Below are 19,810 nucleotides of genomic sequence, written 5' to 3'. Positions count from 1 at the left end.
AGGACATAAGACAAAGGACATAAGACCAACGACGAATGACGACTAACAAGCCTATGGTGAATGCCAACGGGATGAACCCATCCCCTTCCCAATCGTTATCCAATCAAGCCTTATCTAACACCACAAATTTAGCTGGGATGCAGATTACTGAGGATCTTCAAAAATTACTGGATATTTTACCAGAGGATATTCGCCAAATCCTGGAGCAACACCCCCATCGCGACAATTTAATTGAAGTGGTGATGGATTTGGGTCGATTTCCGGAAGTGCGTTTCCCGTCTGGTGCCGAATATTTGTCCGAAACCCCCGTCACCGCTGAACAATTAAACTATTGTGTTGAGCGAGTTGGGCATTTCAGTGGCGATAATCGAGCCGGACTGGAGAAAACCTTACACCGGATTAGCGCGATTCGCAATCGCCCCGGCGACATTATTGGCTTAACCTGTCGTGTCGGACGAGCGGTGTTTGGTACGATTGGTTTGATTCACGATCTCGTGGAACGGGGTCAATCGATTTTAATGTTGGGGCGTCCAGGTGTGGGCAAAACGACGGCGTTACGCGAAATTGCCCGGGTGCTGGCAGATGATCTGCAAAAACGGGTAGTGATTATTGATACCTCCAATGAAATTGCTGGCGATGGCGATATTCCCCATCCTGCCATTGGTCGAGCCAGACGGATGCAGGTGTCGCGTCCAGAACTTCAACATCAGGTGATGATTGAAGCCGTGGAAAATCACATGCCCGAAGTGATTGTGATTGATGAAATTGGCACCGAACTCGAAGCCCTCGCCGCCCGCACGATCGCCGAACGGGGGGTGCAGTTGGTGGGGACAGCCCATGGAAACCAAATCGAGAATCTGATTAAAAATCCTACCCTCTCCGATTTAGTTGGCGGGATTCAAGCGGTAACCCTGGGGGATGATGAAGCCAGACGTCGGGGTTCTCAAAAGACGGTACTCGAACGCAAAGCCCCGCCTACCTTTGAGATTGCGGTGGAAATGCTGGAACGTCAGCGCTGGGTGGTGCATGAGAGTGTGGCGGATACGGTGGATGCGCTACTGCGAGGACGCCAACCGAATCCCCAAGTGCGGACGGTGGATGAGCAGAATAAGGTGATGATTACCCATGAATTTCCCCATGCACCCGTCCCCCCAGAGCGCCATACCCAGTCCGGGTTAGTGGCGAAACCCAGTGGCTGGCGTTCATCGGGACAGATGCAGCCCCTGTCGCGTTCCTCATCCTCGGCTGCGGCTCAAACCAGTTACTTTGATCAGCTGCTTCATGACTCTTGGCAACACCCCAACTCGGTTGGCGATGTTGTCGAGACGATTGGACCCAATGGTGAAGATTTGCCCCTCCATGTCTATCCCTATGGGGTGAGTCGTCATCAAATTGAACAGGTGATTCGGGTGCTAAATTTACCTGTGGTTTTAACCAAGGATATGGATAGTGCGGATGCGATTTTGGGCTTGCGATCGCATGTGAAAAGTCACTCGAAACTCCGTTCAATTGCCCGCTCCCGGCAAATTCCCATCCACGCGGTTAAAGCCAGCACCGTTCCCCAAGTCAGTCGCGCCCTGCGGCGGATGTTGGATATGGATGATCCTGGCGTTCCGGATGCGGCTGATTTGCGGTTGTTTACCCAAAGTGGCAGTGATGATGAGATTGAGGCGCTAGAAGAAGCCCGGTTAGCCGTTGAGCAAATCGTGATTCCCAATGGACAGCCCGTCGAATTACTGCCGCGATCGCCAAAAGTGCGAAAGATGCAGCACGAACTGGTGGAACATTATCGCCTCAAGTCCGATAGTTTTGGCGATGAACCCAATCGCCGCTTGCGAATCTACCCCGCTTGATGGCAAGGGGTAGGGGTGGAGCCAGATAACGTGTAGAGTAGTTCACGAGACTCTTGCTTCACCCGTTGTTCCATCACCGATTGCTGGAGTTGGATAAACGCCGTAAAGTCTTCCCAGTCGTACTTGTTGGCTAAAAGTTGACGCAATTGGTCTTCCGCTTGTAGGGTTAGGTAGCCAGTCTTTTCCGCTTCTTGAACAATTTCGCGAATTAATCTCATTAGTGAATCTCCAGTCTTAATCGGTAGGTTAAAAGTGTGCCAGGTTCTATGACGGGTTGTCCACCGCTACAGTTACCCATAGCTAACCATGGTTAGCAGAGCGTTGCTCTTACTGGGTCTGACGGCATTGTGACAACGCGACATGTTGTCAAAATTTTTCTTTACAAAAAAAAAACAAATTCAGTGCAACCCTTGAACATAAGTCCCCCGAACCTGAAGATATGTAAAAGCTACGTTCCCCTGATTGATGCAGCTAATGCCTTATTTTAGGGGATTTAAACGTAATATAAAAATTATATTAATTTTTTAACCGTTGGTCGGCTGGTTAAATAAAGTTAGCTTATCTTAACATTTGTTCATACATAGCCGTTGCCCTAAAGGAACTTTAGGTTAAACCGAGATCAAGTAGTTCATCAGAATCCCCTGCACGTTTTGGCAGGGGATCGAATTCAAGGCTGTTCGATTCTCTTTCCCGTTATTGGTAGGGTCCGGGGGGTCTGTCTTCTTTGAATGAAGATAACCATTCACGAACTTGACCCGCTGCAATATCGCGAGATCCGAGTCCAAACGCCAGCGCGATCGCCACAGCAATCGCACCTAAGAGTAAGCCAAAGGCTAAGTTGACAATGTCGCCAGCGATACCCATTTGTTGCAGCGCCATCGCCACGGAAAAGGCAATAATCGCAATCCGAGCCGCTTGTGCCAGGATTTGGGATTGGCGCGATCGCGAACTAGCAATCAAGTTAAAGGCAAGATTAGCAAAGTACAAGCCAACAGCAAATACAATTAACCCCGCCAGAATCTGACCTGCGATCACAATAATCCCGGTGACAATCGTGGTTAAGGCTTCAAACTGCAAGACATTCGTCGCGGCAACCGTAGCAAACAAGAGGATAGCAATGAAGGCAATAATACCCACCAGTTCTGACGGTGTACGCATCGAGGGAGTTGATTCCGGTTGAACCCGCGTTTCCGGTCCAGTCTCTGGAGTGGGTATGCCTAACTCCGAAGGTTCGGCTGGTGGGGGGGTAGGCGCGGGACGACTGGGACGAGGTTCTGGTATGCCTATCCAACGATAAACATTATTAAAGCCAATGCTGGCGAGAATATTGGTGACTAAATCCTTGACAAACTGACCGATTACATAAGCAATCAACAGAATCAACGCTGCCGTAAAGATTTTCGGTAGAGCATCGAGAATCTGATTTAACATCGCGATCGCAGGCTCTGAGATCGCCTCAATCTGTAAGGCATTCAGCGCGGCGATGCCGACGGGGATCAAAATTAAGACATAAACCGTCGTGCCAATAATCCAGGAGAGTGATTTCCCTCCGGGCGCACTTTGCAGTCCAAATCGCGCTCCTAGTTGATCCGTTCCGGCGGCTGACAACAGATTGGTGACGATGCGCCGCACCACCTGAGCCACGAGCCAACCTGCTGCTGCAATTACAAGGGCTGCCAAGATATCTGGCAAGATTGCCAAAATTTCATTCAACAACTCCTGCACCGGGCGCAGAGTGCCTTCCAAGCCCAGAGTGCTGAGAATGGAGGGCAGAAATAGCAGAAAAATGAACCAGTACAGCGCGTTCCCCATGGTTTCACTCAGGGAAAACTGGTTAGTTTGCCGTTGAGCCTCACCTTCTCCGGAACGGGGTGTCTCACTGACTTGTTCACCCAAGCGCTCATCCAAACCTAATGCCCGTAATCCTCGGGTTGTAATCAGCTTGACCAAGCTTGCCAATAACCAAGCCACCACCACCAGAATTGCCGCAGCGAAAATCTGGGGCAAGAACTCCAGGATTTTGTTGAGGAAATTATTCAGCGGTTGAGAGACGACCTCAAGCTTCAACGTCTGCAGAACCGCTACCACCGTAAAGATGATGATAATCCAGTAAACGGCACCGGCGACCCATTTTTCGATCGGCGGCGCTTCTGCGCCATCTTGACCGCCAGCAAACCACTCGGCAATTTGATTGTCGATACGGGTGCGGTTGAGCAGTCCGTTGGTCATTGACTTAGCAATCAAGGCAACGATCCAACCGACAATCAGGATCAGGATTGCGGCAATTAGATTGGGAACGAAGCTGCTGACATTTTGCCAAATTCCCTGAATACCAGTCTGAGCTTCTTGGATGGGTGTTGGTGTGTCTTGGGCTAAGAGGGGATGCACCCAAGGGGGCACACCTCCAATTGGGATAATTCCTTGCCACGGTTGGTTCATAGTCTTCCTTCTCTAATAGTCTTTAACAGTAAACGCTCTCACAAACAATCTGTGACTTCTGGGCTACAACTCATCGAGTATCTATAATCCTCTCAATCCATCGATCGATATCTTTGTCTCAACGTTTTTGGGCTAAGTCAAGATTTTTCACCTCAGATCGTCATCGCTAACCATGTTCGGCTAATTACGGCGTCACCTTTATCTTTATGGGGAATTTGGTGACAAAAATCAAGCTTATGTTGGTTTTTTCCCTCAAATCAGCTTTTTTTGGCGTTCTTTAGGGTACAGGATCTCTCTTTGTCCAATCGGTGAGGCAAGTGAAGCCGGTGGGAAGACAAAACACCCTCATCCCTGAGCGGGTATGGTCAGGAGTCTCCCTATCCCCGATTTGCCTCGTCTTCCTCCCTTTTTGCACAATAGAAGAGATTCGATCCGGATTGAGTCAGACCCAGCGAACTGGCATCGTAGTAATAAAAGTCAGATTACCAGCTATTGACACGCTATTATCGCTTTAAATGTCCAATTTTCAAGTTTTTGAACAATCTATTCACATTAAAGCCAGCGCCACCACCGTTGAGCGCTGCATCACCGATCTGACGCTGATGCACCGTTGGCTCAATTCCGCCCTGCGTTGTTATCCGGTGGGGGAGTGGAGTACAGATATTGGCAGTCGCAGTCGCTTTGTGATTCAAATCCCGCTAGTCCAGCCTACCCTCAATAGTGTCGTTGTGGAACGGGAACCTGGTTTAGTCGTTTGGCAATTCCAAGGATTCTTCCAAGGGCGCGATCGCTGGGAATGTCAACCCACGATTCGAGGTACGAGGCTGCTGAATCGTTTTGAGTTTGAAATTCCCAATCCTCTCGTCAGTTGGGGCTTTGATACCTTTGCCACAAGTTGGACACAGCAGGATATGAAAGCCCAGCTACGCCGCCTGAAACGGGTGGCTGAACAGATGTATCAAGGGACGGATTAATAATTGCAGCGAGTATATTAGATTCAGTGCTAACCCGAACGCTACTTGCCACTTAATGCATCTCACCCACTATGACAATTCTGCTCACCCTCGGTGTTATCCTACTGACTCTGATTTTATTCATCAGCGAATGGTTGCCCGTTGATATTACCGCACTCACAATTATGGTGCTGCTGATCGTGCTGGGATTAGTCACCCCAGAGGAAGGCATATCTGGGTTTAGTAGTTCCGCCACGATTACCGTGATGGCAATGTTTATTCTCAGTGCCGGAATTGCCCGCACGGGTGCGATTCAAGTCGTCAGCGAACTCCTGTTGAAGTGGGGAGGTAAAACGTCCTCGCAGCAGATTTTAGCGTTGGGGGTAATTGCAGGTCCGATTAGTGGTGTAATTAATAATACGGCTGTCCTGGCTGTCTTTCTGCCAATTGTGGAAGATTTATGTCGCCAACAGCGGATTTCTCCCTCCAAGCTTCTCATCCCCTTGTCTTATGCCAGTATTTTAGGGGGAATGATTACCGTAATTGGCACATCCACCAACATTTTGGCGAGTGGTTTGTCGGATAAATTGGGGTACGGTACATTCAGTTTATTTCAGTTCACCAAATTAGGACTAATTACGTTTACAATTGGCTTAACCTATTTAGTATTTATTGCCCCTCGACTCTTACCTAATAAAAAAGCGGCAGGGAGTGATACTCAAGAGTACGGACTTCAAGACTATGTGAGTGAAATTGTGATTCCCCCACGGTCTAGCTTAGTCGGACAAACGTTACGTTCGACTCAAATTCAGCGTAAATTTGATATGGACGTACTGGAGATCATCCGTAACGAGACTCGTTTTGCCCAACCCTTAGCTGACAAAATATTACAGCCTGGAGATATTTTAATTGTCCGGGGTAAGCGGGAATGTTTGCTGAATATTAAAGATGAACGGGGGATCGATATTTTGCCGGATATCCAATTTGGCAAAATATCCATCGAAAAAGATCTTACATCTGGGGAAGATACGATTGCTGAAGTCTTAATCTTATCAAACTCTGATCTAGCCGGATCTACCCTTAAAGACTTTCGATTTCGGCAACGCTATAACCTGACGGTATTAGCTATTCGTCGTGGACAAGAATTTGTCCGGGAACGTTTGGGTAAAGTTCCTTTACGGTTTGGGGATTTGCTCTTGGTACAAGGACCCAAGCAAAGTTTTGTCGGATTACAAAACAGTCGCGATTTGTTAGTCTTTGAGCAACGAGACATGGAGTCGTTACGGCGAGAAAAAGCGGGCATTGCTGTAGCAATTGGTGTGGGAGTTGTACTGGTTGCCGCGTTTACCCCATTGCCGATTTTAGTCAGTGCCTTGGCGGGAGTGGTTTTAATGGTTGTCACGGGTTGTCTGAAGCCCGGGGAAGTGTATAGTGCCGTTCGCTGGGATATTATCTTCCTTCTGGCGGGATTAATTCCCTTGGGAATTGCCATGGAAAATTCCGGTACAACGAAATGGTTAGCCGATAATCTGGTTTCCCTAGGCAGTAGTTTTTCACCCTACTGGATGCTGACGTTTTTCTTTCTGATTACGGCGTTATTGACTGAGGTTTTATCCAATAACGCTTCGGTGGTTTTACTCTTACCTATTGCTGTGCAGGTGGCTCAGACGTTGGATCTTAATCCCTTTGCCTTTATGTTTGTGGTTACCTTCGCGGCGTCGAATAGTTTTATGACACCGATTGGGTATCAAACCAACACGATGGTTTACAGTGCAGGCGGTTACAGGTTTCTGGACTTTTTCCGGGTGGGCGCTCCTCTGAGTCTTTTGATGATGTTTGTAATTCCTCCGTTAATTATTCTGCTTTATGGTTTATGACTATTTGTCCTTATTTAAATGCGTTTTAGCTGACTAAACTCGCCCTAACCAAGTAGGATAAGTGTTTGACCCATCAACAATCGACAACAACATGACAAAAGTACGGATCGGACTGCTATTTGGGGGACTCTCAGGAGAACACGAGGTTTCGATTTGTTCAGCACAGGCGATCGCCAAGGCGTTGGGTACGCCACCAAATACTCAGAAGTACGAGGTTTTACCGATTTATATTCAAAAAGATGGCATCTGGCAACCCCCAGACATCGCCCAGCAGGTTTTGGCATCGGGAACACCTCTAGACGCCAATGGAGACGGAAACCTCTGGCAATTCCCACCTCAGGTGGCTGACGTGGATGTATGGTTTCCCATCTTGCACGGACCCAATGGCGAAGATGGCACGATTCAAGGCTTGTTAACGTTAATGCAGGTTCCTTGTGTGGGTTCCGGTGTCTTAGGTTCAGCCATGGCAATGGATAAAATTGCCATGAAACAAGTGTTTGATCAAGTGGGACTCGCCCAAGTGAAGCATAAGGGATTGAGTCGCGCCCAAGTGTGGTCCAATCCCTGCGTTTTCCCGAAACTCTGTGATCAGATTGAGGAAACCTTGGGGTATCCCTGTTTTGTCAAACCCGCTAACTTAGGATCATCAGTAGGTATTGCCAAAGTGCGATCGCGAAGTGAATTGGAAACGGCGTTAGATAATGCCGCCAGTTATGATCGTCGGATTATTGTGGAAGCGGGAGTCGTGGCGCGGGAAGTGGAATGTGCGGTTTTAGGGAATGATAATCCGAAAGCATCTGTGGTGGGTGAAATCAGTTACACCAGTGATTTCTACGACTATGAAACCAAATATACAGCAGGTCGTGCCACATTATCCATTCCCGCACCGTTACCGGATGCCGTAAGTCGTCAGATCCAGGAGATGGCACTCCAGGCATTTGCGGCGGTGGATGCGGCTGGTTTATCACGGGTAGATTTCTTTTATGTGGAGGCGACAGGGGAGGTTTTCATTAATGAAATCAATACCTTACCGGGTTTCACCGCCACCAGTATGTATCCTCAACTGTGGGCAGCCACTGGTGTACCATTCCCTCAATTGGTTGATCAGTTGATTGAATTAGCCCAAGAACGGCAAAGTTCCTAAGTCGGTGGACTTTCTATTAAAGTTAACGGTTGAGATTAGGGAACAGGAAGGAACAGTAAGGGGTTGAGGGCGATTTACTTGCACTGGCTCCGGAGCGTGTCTTTTTCTTTTGTCCGACTACTTAATGCTATAAGCTGTTCGGCATTTAGATTGGGATACCTCAATCGCTCAAAGGCAACAGGCAACAGGCAACAGGCAACGCCTGAATACACAATTTAAATGCGTTTTAGCTTATACCCTGCCCGGAATACGGTCATTCCCCCATTCCAATTCGGCACAACCGAATTGAGGAATTGATTTAGCTGAATATCCTGAAAGTAAGGGAAATAAAAGTGGATTGAAAACCAATCACTTTTCCTATCCAGATAGATAGTTAATCAACCTAATATGACCAAAAGCCATAAGACTATCTATCTGCCACTTTTGGTAGATGTTCACCGATATAGAACCTATCAAAATTAGCGTAGAAGCAATTAGGAGGACATGACTATGGCACTCGTTCGTTGGCAGCCTTTCGGAGAAATCGACTCTCTGCAACAAGAAATGAATCGCCTGTTTGAGAGTCTCGCACCGATGCGCGGGGAAGGTGATGGCGTAAACTTTGCGCCGCCCGTGGAAATGGAAGAAAGCGAAAATAACATCCATCTAAAGCTAGAAGTTCCGGGAATGGAACCCAAGGATTTAGATGTGCAAGTAACCAAAGATGCGGTGATGATTAGCGGTGAACGCAAATCAGAAGCCAAGACTGAAGAAGGAGGAATGACGCGCAGTGAATTCCGCTATGGTAAGTTCCGCCGCGTAATTCCCTTACCTGGACAAGTTGAGAATACGCAAGTCCAAGCCGATTATAAAGACGGCATCCTCAATCTCAACATTCCCAAAGCGGAAGCAGAAAAGAACAAAGTCTTTAAAGTGAACCTTGGCTAATCCAAATCGGTGAGAATTCAGATTGGCTAGCCTTGTAGACAACCCTCACCGCCAACCCCTCTCCCCCAAGCTTGGGAGAGGGGAGCTGAGTTTATAGGAGGACTATCAAAGCCATCAACTGATAAGTAGGTTGGTGGAAATAAACTCAACCAGGTTAAGTTATGTTAACCAGCCTCAAACCCTTACAAATGACGAATGACGAATGACGAATGACGATCCCCACCGTTAACTTTAATTGTCCCCACCTACTTAGTAATAGAGACAAAGATTAATTAGGGCGAGTTTTGGTGAGCCGTTATCGGTGAGGTCGGGCGGGTTTTGTTGTGCATTTATTGGTGAGGAGGGCGGGTTTTGTTGTTCCGTTATTTCAGCAATAGCTGACTTTAGTCCCTAAACCCGCCCCTACAATTGATTAAACCCGCCTCTACAATCGATGCCAATCACCAATCACGAATCATCAATCTCCAATCTCCTGAAGCGCCTGTCGCAAATCATCCCTAATTTCTTCAGCACATCCTTTCACAGGTTTATGACAGTAATCTGCCACCGATAAAGGCGAACCAATATGAATATCAACATCGCATCCCTTGTGCGGTACAGGTTGACTGTAATGAATCCGAATCGGCACAATTTTAATCCCTAAACCCGGTTGATCCGTTTCTGCATGGAGTGCCATCCGAGCCAATCCCGGTTCTAGGGGTTGGATGTCTTCCGTCCGAAAAATATCGCCTTCAGGGAAAATAACCAGAACGTTTCCCTTCTCCAATAACTCAATCCCGTGACGCAGACTGGAAATTCCCGGATGTTTAGGATCAACGGGAAACCCGCCTAAACGACGAATAAACCAGCCTTGCACCCCTTTCATTTCATTAACCGACACCATAAACTGTAAATCCCGTCCGGTAATATCTCGACCAGCGGCATAAGCTAACATCAGCGCATCCCAGCGAGACCGATGGGTGGGTGCAAAGATAACTGGACTATCTTTGGGTAAATTCTCCCGTCCCTTGACCTCAATTTTGCCAAAGTAAAAGGGCAAAACCAGGTAACGACCTAGAGGATAGACTAGACGCACTAACCAAGGGGAAATATGAGAGGTAGTTACCTCTTCCTTGGTATTGGTGGAATGGTCTTGAGTTTTATCGGGGGATTTAGTCTGGCTCATTGTGGCAATTGGTGATGGGCAAGCCAAAAAATTCACTATAGCTTCACCTTAGGTGTTATGACCTAGACTATCCTCTGCCTAAAGGTTGATGACGTTAGTTCGTAGTTCGTAGTAAGGGCTTTAGCCTTTATCAAAGGAGGCATCGCCAGGAAACGAGTAAGACTTAAATATAAGGTGGGTTGTGTTGATATCACTATATCGGTGAGCCAGGGCGGGTTTTGTTGTTCATTTACTGATGGCTATCTTAATTTAGCGGCTAAACCCGCCTCTACAATCGACTGGACTAGGGCGGGTTTTGTTGTTCATTTATTGGTGAGGAGGGCGGGTTTTGCTGTTCCGTTATTTCAGCAATAGCTGACGTTAATTCCTAAACCCGCCCCTACATTAATTCCTAAACCCGCCCCTACATTAATTCCTAAACCCGCCCCTACATGTTCCTAAACCCGCCCCTACAGTTCCTAAACCCACCCCTACATTAGTTTCTAAACCCGCCCCTACAATCGACTGTAATTGCCCAAAAATCTGCCTGTTGAATGGTGCAAGACTTGCTTCACCTATGCAACCTTCAAATCAGGTACAGATACTTCAAACAACAGTATGTCTTATAATTACGAACTCCTCATCATTGGTGCAGGGTCTGGCGGACTAGCAGCGGCGAAACGAGCAGCGGCTTATGACATCAACGTTGCTGTGGTGGAAAAAGAATCCCTCGGTGGTACTTGTGTCAATCGCGGCTGCATTCCCAAAAAATTGATGGTTTATGCGGCGGATTTTGCCTTACAAGATCAACTCGCCACCAGCTATGGCTGGAGTGAATGTCAACGGCAAATCAATTGGTCACAATTTCTCAGCAAAGTCCACCACCATATCGATAAACTGAATCAATCCTATCTGCAAACCCTGGAGGAGGCTGGAATCGACCTGATTCGCGGTCAAGCCAAATTTGTAGATGCTCATACGATAACTGTAAGCGATCGCCAAATTACTGCCAATAAAATTATTATTGCTGTGGGTGGGCATCCCATTGTGCCAAATATCCCTGGCAAAGAGCATGGGATTACCTCCCGCGAAATGTTTCAACTGCAAGAGTTGCCCAAACGACTGGCAATTATTGGTGGCGGCTATATTGGTGTAGAATTTGCCAGTATGATGGATGCTTTGGGAGCTGAGGTCACGCTGATGGATGTCGAGGAATCAATCTTACCCGGGTTTGATCACGATATCTGCATGTCTGTACAAAGGGGCTTAAGTCAACGAGGAATTCGGATTCTGACTCAAACCACAGCCAAAGAAATTAGTCAAGGAAGCGATGGAATCCAACTCAACTTATCTGGGGACTATCAAGAAACCCTGAACGCCGATACCGTCTTAATTGCCACCAGTCGCGCCCCCAATACGAAAGACTTGGGTTTGGAAAACACGGAGGTTAACGTCAGTGAAAAAGGCGTCATTGAGGTGGATGAGTACAGCCGCACGACACAGGATACTATTTTTGCCATTGGCGATTGCACCAATCGTATCCCCTTAACCCCCGTCGCTATCGCTGAAGGTCAAGCCGTTGTAGATACGGCGATTGGTAACCACCCCCAGTCGGTCAATTACGACAATGTTCCCTCTGCGGTGTTTACCCGCCCAGAAGCGGCGACTGTGGGAATGACACAAAGCAAGGCACAGGAAAAATTTGGTGACTCCGTGCGCTGCTACCGCACTGAATTTAAACCGATGCTTTACAGCCTGAGTGAACAAGACGAAAAAGCGATGATCAAATTAATCGTTGAGGGCGAAAACCAACGCATCGTGGGCGCTCAGATGGTAGGTGAACATGCGGCGGATATTATGCAAACTCTCGCCGTAGCGATTCGTCAGGGTCTCAACAAGCAAGAGCTAGATGCGACGATTTGTATCCATCCCACGATTGGAGAAGAGGTTCTCACGCTCGACTAATGGGGAAGCCAATTCTATTTTCGGCAAATGGTATTCAGGCGCACATTGGGATACTCAGACAAATTACAAATGACAAGACTCGTCCCCCTATAATTGAGGAAAATCAAGAGCAAAGTAGCCCAAATGAGTGCAACAAATAGCGCTAAAAAAATAAAATTCGGTACCGATGGCTGGCGGGGAATCATCGCCGATGATTTTACCTTCGCCAATGTCTGTAAGGTAACTCGTGCGATCGCGAGTTATCTGGATACAGCCTACGGCAAAGACCGCCCGGTATTAGTAGCTTACGATACCCGCTTTCTGGCTGATCAGTTTTCCCGCACTGCTGCTGAGGTGTTGGCAGACTTGGGCTGGACGGTGAAAATTGTCAACCGGGATTGTCCGACGCCAGTGATTGCCTATCAAGCGCGTCAACTCAACTCAGCCGGAGCGCTGATGTTTACAGCATCCCACAATCCCGCTGCCTATTGCGGGATTAAATATATTCCGGATTATGCAGGTCCTGCTACCCCGGAAATTACGGATACGATTGTTTCCAATATTGCTGGGGCAGATGATGCACTACCGAGTGGTAAGTCGGGTGATAAAATTTCTACCTTTGATCCGAAACCGGATTATTTACACTTTATTTACACACTACTAGACGTAGAACGGATTCGGCGGGCGCAACTCAAAGTAAAATACGATGCCCTCTATTCCACGTCTCGCGGTTATCTGGATGATGTCCTAGAAAACTGCGGCTGTCAGACGGAAAGCTTTAACACTACCCGTGATGTCTTATTTGGTGGCGGAATGCCCGAACCCAAAGGCGAGTATCTGGTGGGGTTAAGAGAAGCCGTGACGCGGGATCAGGCGGATTTAGGTCTAGCGACTGATGGGGATAGCGATCGCTTTGGTATCGTAGATGAACAGGGTAATGTACTAACCCCCAATACTGTGCTATTGTTACTGGCACGTCACCTGATTAAAAACAAAGGTAAAAAAGGTGCGATCGTCCGTACTGTTGCCACAACTCACCTATTGGACAACTTCGCCGTAAAACATGGTCTAGAAACTTACGAGACAGCCGTCGGTTTCAAATACATCGGTCAGAAAATGCGGGAAACCGAGGTGCTGATTGGCGGTGAAGAATCCGGGGGATTGAGCATTATTGGGCATATTCCCGAAAAAGATGGTATTTTAGCCAATATGCTGGTGGCTGAAGCCATTGCCTACGAAGGTAAACCCCTGAGTCAGTTAGTCGAAGAAGCGATTAAAGAAGCGGATGGTCCGGTTTACAACCAGCGCTTGGACTTGCATTTGAACGAGGATCACAAAGCCGCCGTTTTAGACACTTGCGCCAAAAATCCTCCCCAAGAAGTGGCTGGAATTAAGGTTAAAGAAGTGGGGCGCAAAGATGGGATTAAACTGTATTTATCAGAAGGAAGTTGGGTGTTATTGCGTCCCTCCGGTACCGAACCGCTGATGCGGGTGTATATGGAAGCAGATTCTCCTGAAAAGCAAAATCAAATTGCTGAGGCGATGAAGCAGATGATTCAGCAGATGGAACCTGCAACGGTATAACTAAGGCTTGCTGAATCCGGGTTGTAGAGACGTTGCATGCAACGTCTCTGCACAGTGGGCGGTAGAGAGTTCAATCCCTGGTAGGGATTATAGAGGATTTTGACATTAATCAGATCATCCAGATTGGGAGGAACACGGCAGTTTCAATCCCTGGTAGGGATTATAGAGGATTTTGACCAAAAGGGAGGGCTTACCAATGCCAAAAAGACGTTTCAATCCCTGGTAGGGATTATAGAGGATTTTGACACAACAATACCTGGTACGGATACGGCTTAAATCTGTTTCAATCCCTGGTAGGGATTATAGAGGATTTTGACCCCCAATCATCCTCTTGCCCATAATCAATTAGTAGTTTCAATCCCTGGTAGGGATTATAGAGGATTTTGACTGCCGATTCCTTGGAAATCAAGGCGCGACTGGAGTTTCAATCCCTGGTAGGGATTATAGAGGATTTTGACGTCGGTCACGTCTGGTTAGAGTCTCTTGTCAAAGTTTCAATCCCTGGTAGGGATTATAGAGGATTTTGACCTGTAGCCGCAGGAGGCTTTAAAGACATCCCACTAGTTTCAATCCCTGGTAGGGATTATAGAGGATTTTGACTTGTCGCTTGATCTTGGGTGCTGCTGATCCCAAGTTTCAATCCCTGGTAGGGATTATAGAGGATTTTGACGGAAGCTAGCCAAAATAATGGGGCTAAGCTCTCGAGTTTCAATCCCTGGTAGGGATTATAGAGGATTTTGACATTATATCGGCAAGTCCAAGGGCAAGCCCGAAATTGAGTTTCAATCCCTGGTAGGGATTATAGAGGATTTTGACACAGGATATTGGTGGTAGTCTGTTCTATATCCAGTTTCAATCCCTGGTAGGGATTATAGAGGATTTTGACGTAGTTATGAGGCGATTTAAGAGGCGGTGACTGGTTTCAATCCCTGGTAGGGATTATAGAGGATTTTGACTGGATGGAGTCACCGGGGCTACTCCCTTCACTCGTTTCAATCCCTGGTAGGGATTATAGAGGATTTTGACGCAAAATTTCGCTCAGACCACCGCCCAGAATTTGTTTCAATCCCTGGTAGGGATTATAGAGGATTTTGACAAGGCAAAGAATAGGTATCTCCTCCATGCGTGTAGTTTCAATCCCTGGTAGGGATTATAGAGGATTTTGACCTGATATCAGATATTTTTCTTGTCCTGGAAGGCTTGTTTCAATCCCTGGTAGGGATTATAGAGGATTTTGACAAAAGCTGCGGGCATTTGTCGATCTAAAATATCCCGTTTCAATCCCTGGTAGGGATTATAGAGGATTTTGACCTTTATGTCAGCGCTGTTGGCTAAAGACGCCAGAAGGTTTCAATCCCTGGTAGGGATTATAGAGGATTTTGACTCAAGTACAACGATTTGGAGTTGGCTACAGCAAGTTTCAATCCCTGGTAGGGATTATAGAGGATTTTGACTGGTCAGAACATGAGCCACGCCAGCGTCAGCGACTTGTTTCAATCCCTGGTAGGGATTATAGAGGATTTTGACCAGGGATCAGACGCGCCACGGCTGCCTACGGTCGTTTCAATCCCTGGTAGGGATTATAGAGGATTTTGACAGTTTAAACTGGAGTGTGGGGAATTCTTCCGAGGTAGTTTCAATCCCTGGTAGGGATTATAGAGGATTTTGACCAACTATTTCATCAACATTCACAATATCCTTTTCGTTTCAATCCCTGGTAGGGATTATAGAGGATTTTGACCCATGCAAGCGTTAGAGAACCAGTGGGCGATTGGGTTTCAATCCCTGGTAGGGATTATAGAGGATTTTGACTGCCGCCCTCTGAAAAGCTTGGTGTATGTAGTTTTCAATGTTCAGATCCGAGAGACTCCATCTAATATACCATTTCAGACTTTGACAGACAAGAGACATCTTAAAAAAAACATCCGAAATTCAGCACCAGTAAGCGTTTCAAGATTTCCGAGAACCTCATTTTTAGGGTAGCGTCCTCAAACCCAGAACCCATAAGAGATACAGCCGCCAAATCATCATAGCCTTTGAAAACACCTACCCCTTCTCGGATTTAATTCGCCCAGGTGCGATCGCCATTTGGCATATTGAGGTCAAACTGCGCTCAAATACACTATACTGCATCCACTGCCCTTAAGACTTGAGCTTGAGATGAAAGCCTTAACGAATCTGCTCACATCTCTCATTGTCGCCGCTTGGATTGCCGCAATTGCCATCCTATCGGTACAAAATGCCACACTTATATCTCTTAGATTTCTCAATGTTGAATCCATTAAACTCCCTGTGGGAGTTGTTTTAGCGTTGAGCGTGGGAATAGGCGTGATTGCTGGGGCAATTATTCCGTGGGTATGGCAGATAGAAGGCAGAAAGCGATTATAAGTAGGTGGACATAATTAACCTAAACGGTGAAGATAGTCATTCGTCATTTGTCATTTGTCATTTGTAAGGATTTGAGGTTTGTTTACAAAACCTAGTACAATGCTGTTTTCTTTTTAGGGACAATTGTAGGGGCGGGTTTAGGGACAATTGTAGGGGCGGGTTTAGGGACTAAATTCAGATATTCACCGATAACGGAACAACAAAACCCGCCCTCCTTACCGATAACGACCCGCCCTCCTTACCGATAACGGAACAACAAAACCCGCCCTCCTTACCGATAACGGAACAACAAAACCCGCCCTCCTTACCGATAACGGAACAACAAAACCCGCCCATTTCTCCACCGCCAGACAATCAATTAATCCAAAACCGAACCACAAAAATCAGCAGATTTTCAACCGCGATCGCATATAGCACTACGCTCTAAGGTTAGGACAAAAGAACAAAAATTTAAATCGCTCAATCCCTTGATTAGTCAGTGTTTTTCTTCACTATTGCCCATTGCCCATTGCCTATTGCCCATTGCCTAATGATAGGGTGGGGCAGGGCGGGTTTTGTAGAAAGGTGATTGGTGACTTCATTAATTTTGTCCCTAAACCCGCCCCTACATGGGAAATTGGAATAACCAACGATAGTATGGGCATTTCAAGGTTTATAATTCATTACACCACCAATGCTGGACGCTGGTGAATCCCCGGATTTGTTGCTTCTAACCGAGTCGCCAACGCAATCAGCGTGGCTTCAGCCGCAGGGCGTCCCACAAGCTGAACTCCCACAGGCAAACCCGTTGAGTCAAATCCCGTGGGAATTGCGATCGCGGGAAGTCCACTAGCATTAAATGGAGGACAAGGTGCAATCCAACGAATAATATTTTGCAACGTTTCCTCTGGACTCAAATCCGCCCATTCCCCCACCCGAATCGTTGGGTGCATATACACCGGAAGCACCAACACCTGAAAATTCTCAAAAAATCCGACAATCTGTCGCGATATAATCTGCATCTGGGCAACGGCTTGCAAATACTCCCCCGCCGAACCCGATTGGGCAGCAATCCACTGATTCATCGGACTTAACGCCGCCACGGGAATCCCTGTCGCCGTAACCCCGGCTTGCCACACCTTTTGAAAGGGTTCAATTAAACCACTAAAATCAGGACAACCCGGTTCCACCTGATGTCCCATCTCTTCCAAACGTCGCGCCGTTTCATGCACCGCTTGCTGACAAACCTCTGCCGCATCCCCTAGGGGGGGTATCGCTGTAGAAAAAGCAATTCGCAATTGACCGAGGGGTTGACGAGTGGCTTCCAGAAACGATACCTCTGGTTCCGGTAACCAATAGGGATCACCGGGAATATAGCCAGACATCACATCCAGCAACGCCGCCGCATCCGCAACCGTGCGGGCTAAAGAACCATTAGCGGCAATTCCATTTTGGCGATCGCCCACTGGCGCAAAAGAGACTCGTCCCCGTGCAGGTTTAATTCCCACCACGCCGCAGCAGGAGGCAGGTCCACGCACTGAACCGCCCCCATCAGACCCCTGGGCGATGGGACATAATCCAGCAGCAACAGCTGCAGCAGACCCCCCACTTGATCCGCCTGGGGTGTATTCTAAATTCCAGGGATTACGGGCTGGGGGAAATCCTGGGGGTTCGGTATAAGGAAGGGAACCCACTTCTGAGGTGGCGGTTTTGCCTAAAATAATGAATCCGGCTTGTTTAATCCGGGCGACGACGCCATCATCGTAGGGCGCTATTTTATCTTTGAGAATCGGCGTGCCGTAGGTACAGGGTAAATTCTGGACAGCGGTGAGGTCTTTTATAGCAATGGGTACGCCAAAAAAAGGGGGCAGTTCAGCACTATCTCTTATCTGCGTCAACTGTTCAGTCTTGGCTTTGGCATCCGCTAGCGCCATATCAGTGGCGACACTAAAATAACTGCCCAATTGAGGATTAAACTGTTGAATGCGGGCTAAATAAACTTCGACTAATTCTAAGGGAGATACTTGACCTTGGCGAATTAATTGCGCTTGGTCTATGGCGGGTGTGAAGGCTAAATCAGTGTTAGTCATTTGTCATTTGTCCTTTGTCATTTGTCATACTCGCTTCCCTTGAGAAGCAAGCTACGTCCTTTGTTGAAGACGGCTTGCTGTCTGTCGAGGTAGGTTTAGCGGGTGTAGTGGGCTGACCCACCTAAAATGGTGAATTAGAATTGTAGGGGCGCAAGGCTTGCGCCCGGTTTAACCGTCAAATCTATTGCACAATTTTAGCTGGGTCAAGCCAGTAGGGTGAGGAGAGCCAAGCGTAACGCACCATTTCAAACGATAATAGTGAAACCCTATAACAATAGGCAATTGAGCCAATGACGCAGAGGTTTAGGTTGGTTGGGTTCTTGATAATTATTGGGTAATAGTTTAATCAGCGCCTCTTCTAACCTCTCCATCGCCTTTTGGACTTCCTTCGGTTTGGGGCGTTGGGATTGGGGAAAGTGCAAGGGTTCGCCAAATCGCAGAGTTAATAGCTTGCGAAAATAAAGGTCATGAGTGCCAATTAAGGCTACGGGTACAATGGGGACGCCCGCCCGCAACGCATACATAATCCCACCTCGCGCTAGGGGTAATTGTAATTCACCTTCAACCTCACCCAGTCTCCCCTCGGGAAAAATTAAAACGCCATCCCCACGGGCAAAAATTGCCTGCACCGCCCGTTCTATCTGTCGCATTGTACCCAATCCGGCGTTACTTGGCACATCCTCTTCAATGGCGGCGGCTAAGTCGGCTAAATCCTCGCGCCCTGCTTGGGCGGCTTCAATAACCGCTTTTTCTTCTTTCCAGCGCCGTTCTAGGGGAATGACACCCCCCGCCCAACCCAAAATCCAGCGTTTCCACCAATGATTATAGAGAGTACGGGCGTCAGCCGGGGTGTAGTAGTAAGGATGTCCGGGGACTTCGGCGAGAATCAGTAATGGATCAATGTGATTGAGATGGTTGGCGGTGAGTAATGCAGGTTGAGTGGGAATATATTCCGGGTTTTCGATTCGCACGGGGAACAGCAGATGAATGAACGATCGCAGAATGAAACGCCTTACCCTTCCCCTGACTCGCTGATCTGATTCCCCTTGGGCGATCGCATTCAGATTATTCCTAGCATTTTCGACAGCATTACGCACTCTGCGATCGCGGGCTGCACTTAATCCTTCCTTCACCCGTTGAATCATTGCAGGTGTCAGGGGTGGCGATTGGGTTTGTTGGGTTTGCTGATTCTCTACGGAGGAACTCATAGGCAATTAGGGAAACAGGGAACACCGAGATAGCCGGAATAGACTTCATCATTCATCTTTGATAACGTCTGTCCTCGATAGGAAATGCAATAGCCCAGTTTTTCCTTTGTCACCTTCTTCACTCCGTTGCTTTGGTTACAGTACCCTGAACAGCTTGGAGTCGCAACGGTTCAAGTCCCAACAGTAGCATAGACAGTTAAAAAACTGGCATACTATTACATACCCGTTTTTTAGGTTGTTCTAAGAGGATTCAGATCCTACACCATCCTCAACTCGCTTA

At 47.5% G+C, this 19,810-nt stretch carries 13 protein-coding genes and 1 CRISPR repeat array; of the genes, 8 read left to right on the top strand and 5 right to left on the bottom strand.

The window, feature by feature from the left end:
• Window positions 1-137 precede the first annotated feature (137 nt).
• On the top strand, window positions 138-1,853 hold the full coding sequence (locus tag RIE73_RS31745; protein WP_446404970.1) for a R3H domain-containing nucleic acid-binding protein: 1,716 nt from the start codon (window positions 138-140) through the stop codon (window positions 1,851-1,853).
• Here the strand turns inward: RIE73_RS31745 and RIE73_RS31740 are convergent.
• Both RIE73_RS31740 and RIE73_RS31735 read right to left on the bottom strand, forming a co-directional pair.
• Window positions 1,841-2,071 carry a hypothetical protein gene (locus RIE73_RS31740; RefSeq protein WP_446404959.1) on the bottom strand — a complete coding sequence of 77 codons (231 nt, stop codon included), beginning with the start codon at window positions 2,069-2,071 and terminating at the stop codon, window positions 1,841-1,843. The two genes, RIE73_RS31745 and RIE73_RS31740, sit on opposite strands and share 13 nt — an antisense overlap.
• 475 nt (window positions 2,072-2,546) lie before the next feature.
• The gene (locus RIE73_RS31735) at window positions 2,547-4,292 is read right to left on the bottom strand and encodes a mechanosensitive ion channel (RefSeq protein WP_446404958.1); all 1,746 of its coding nucleotides are present in this window, start codon (window positions 4,290-4,292) and stop codon (window positions 2,547-2,549) included.
• 515 nt (window positions 4,293-4,807) lie between these two features.
• Here RIE73_RS31735 and RIE73_RS31730 point away from each other — a divergent pair.
• The 4 genes from RIE73_RS31730 (at window position 4,808) to RIE73_RS31715 (ending at window position 9,193) form a co-directional block, all read left to right on the top strand.
• Window positions 4,808-5,266, top strand: coding sequence for an SRPBCC family protein (locus RIE73_RS31730; RefSeq protein ID WP_446404957.1), 459 nt, complete (start codon window positions 4,808-4,810; stop codon window positions 5,264-5,266).
• A gap of 71 nt (window positions 5,267-5,337) precedes the next feature.
• On the top strand, window positions 5,338-7,122 hold the full coding sequence (locus RIE73_RS31725; RefSeq protein WP_446404956.1) for an SLC13 family permease: 1,785 nt from the start codon (window positions 5,338-5,340) through the stop codon (window positions 7,120-7,122).
• Between the two features lie 91 nt (window positions 7,123-7,213).
• Window positions 7,214-8,266, top strand: coding sequence for a D-alanine--D-alanine ligase family protein (locus tag RIE73_RS31720; protein ID WP_446404955.1), 1,053 nt, complete (start codon window positions 7,214-7,216; stop codon window positions 8,264-8,266).
• A 489-nt stretch (window positions 8,267-8,755) separates the two neighbouring features.
• On the top strand, window positions 8,756-9,193 hold the full coding sequence (locus RIE73_RS31715; protein WP_446404954.1) for an Hsp20/alpha crystallin family protein: 438 nt from the start codon (window positions 8,756-8,758) through the stop codon (window positions 9,191-9,193).
• 457 nt (window positions 9,194-9,650) lie between these two features.
• Here RIE73_RS31715 and RIE73_RS31710 read toward each other — a convergent pair whose 3' ends face one another.
• Window positions 9,651-10,358, bottom strand: coding sequence for a lysophospholipid acyltransferase family protein (locus RIE73_RS31710; protein WP_446404953.1), 708 nt, complete (start codon window positions 10,356-10,358; stop codon window positions 9,651-9,653).
• Between the two features lie 597 nt (window positions 10,359-10,955).
• Here RIE73_RS31710 and gorA point away from each other — a divergent pair.
• From gorA to RIE73_RS31695, 3 genes are all read left to right on the top strand, one after another.
• Window positions 10,956-12,302 carry a glutathione-disulfide reductase gene (gorA, locus tag RIE73_RS31705; protein WP_446404952.1) on the top strand — a complete coding sequence of 449 codons (1,347 nt, stop codon included), beginning with the start codon at window positions 10,956-10,958 and terminating at the stop codon, window positions 12,300-12,302.
• 123 nt (window positions 12,303-12,425) lie between these two features.
• Window positions 12,426-13,865 (top strand): phosphoglucomutase/phosphomannomutase family protein, encoded by a 1,440-nt coding sequence (locus RIE73_RS31700; protein WP_446404951.1) that lies wholly within the window; start codon window positions 12,426-12,428, stop codon window positions 13,863-13,865.
• A gap of 67 nt (window positions 13,866-13,932) precedes the next feature.
• A CRISPR array of direct repeats spans window positions 13,933-15,677; the repeat unit is 37 nt; unit sequence GTTTCAATCCCTGGTAGGGATTATAGAGGATTTTGAC.
• Window positions 15,678-16,025: 348 nt separating this feature from the next.
• Entirely contained in the window at window positions 16,026-16,253 is a 228-nt protein-coding gene (locus RIE73_RS31695) for a lipopolysaccharide assembly protein LapA domain-containing protein (RefSeq protein WP_446404950.1), read from the top strand.
• Between the two features lie 662 nt (window positions 16,254-16,915).
• Here the strand turns inward: RIE73_RS31695 and RIE73_RS31690 are convergent.
• Both RIE73_RS31690 and RIE73_RS31685 read right to left on the bottom strand, forming a co-directional pair.
• Window positions 16,916-18,322: an amidase gene (locus RIE73_RS31690; RefSeq protein ID WP_446404949.1), complete on the bottom strand. Its 1,407-nt coding sequence runs from the start codon at window positions 18,320-18,322 to the stop codon at window positions 16,916-16,918.
• Between the two features lie 266 nt (window positions 18,323-18,588).
• Window positions 18,589-19,530, bottom strand: coding sequence for a lysophospholipid acyltransferase family protein (locus tag RIE73_RS31685; protein ID WP_446404948.1), 942 nt, complete (start codon window positions 19,528-19,530; stop codon window positions 18,589-18,591).
• Between the last annotated feature and the right edge of the window lie 280 nt (window positions 19,531-19,810).

The sequence above is a fragment of the Coleofasciculus sp. C1-SOL-03 genome (assembly GCF_040220555.1).
GTDB lineage: Bacteria > Cyanobacteriota > Cyanobacteriia > Cyanobacteriales > Coleofasciculaceae > Coleofasciculus.
This window is presented reverse-complemented; position numbering and strand designations above follow the sequence as displayed.

Bases quoted from the DNA above. Each gene is read 5' to 3' on its own strand.
- RIE73_RS31685 (WP_446404948.1), bottom strand. From the start codon at position 19,530: ATGAGTTCCTCCGTAGAGAATCAGCAAACCCAACAAACCCAATCGCCA.
- RIE73_RS31730 (WP_446404957.1), top strand. From the start codon at position 4,808: ATGTCCAATTTTCAAGTTTTTGAACAATCTATTCACATTAAAGCCAGC.
- RIE73_RS31740 (WP_446404959.1), bottom strand. From the start codon at position 2,071: ATGAGATTAATTCGCGAAATTGTTCAAGAAGCGGAAAAGACTGGCTAC.
- RIE73_RS31745 (WP_446404970.1), top strand. From the start codon at position 138: ATGCAGATTACTGAGGATCTTCAAAAATTACTGGATATTTTACCAGAG.
- RIE73_RS31700 (WP_446404951.1), top strand. From the start codon at position 12,426: ATGAGTGCAACAAATAGCGCTAAAAAAATAAAATTCGGTACCGATGGC.
- RIE73_RS31690 (WP_446404949.1), bottom strand. From the start codon at position 18,322: ATGACTAACACTGATTTAGCCTTCACACCCGCCATAGACCAAGCGCAA.
- RIE73_RS31725 (WP_446404956.1), top strand. From the start codon at position 5,338: ATGACAATTCTGCTCACCCTCGGTGTTATCCTACTGACTCTGATTTTA.
- RIE73_RS31715 (WP_446404954.1), top strand. From the start codon at position 8,756: ATGGCACTCGTTCGTTGGCAGCCTTTCGGAGAAATCGACTCTCTGCAA.
- RIE73_RS31735 (WP_446404958.1), bottom strand. From the start codon at position 4,292: ATGAACCAACCGTGGCAAGGAATTATCCCAATTGGAGGTGTGCCCCCT.
- RIE73_RS31695 (WP_446404950.1), top strand. From the start codon at position 16,026: ATGAAAGCCTTAACGAATCTGCTCACATCTCTCATTGTCGCCGCTTGG.
- RIE73_RS31710 (WP_446404953.1), bottom strand. From the start codon at position 10,358: ATGAGCCAGACTAAATCCCCCGATAAAACTCAAGACCATTCCACCAAT.
- RIE73_RS31720 (WP_446404955.1), top strand. From the start codon at position 7,214: ATGACAAAAGTACGGATCGGACTGCTATTTGGGGGACTCTCAGGAGAA.
- gorA (WP_446404952.1), top strand. From the start codon at position 10,956: ATGTCTTATAATTACGAACTCCTCATCATTGGTGCAGGGTCTGGCGGA.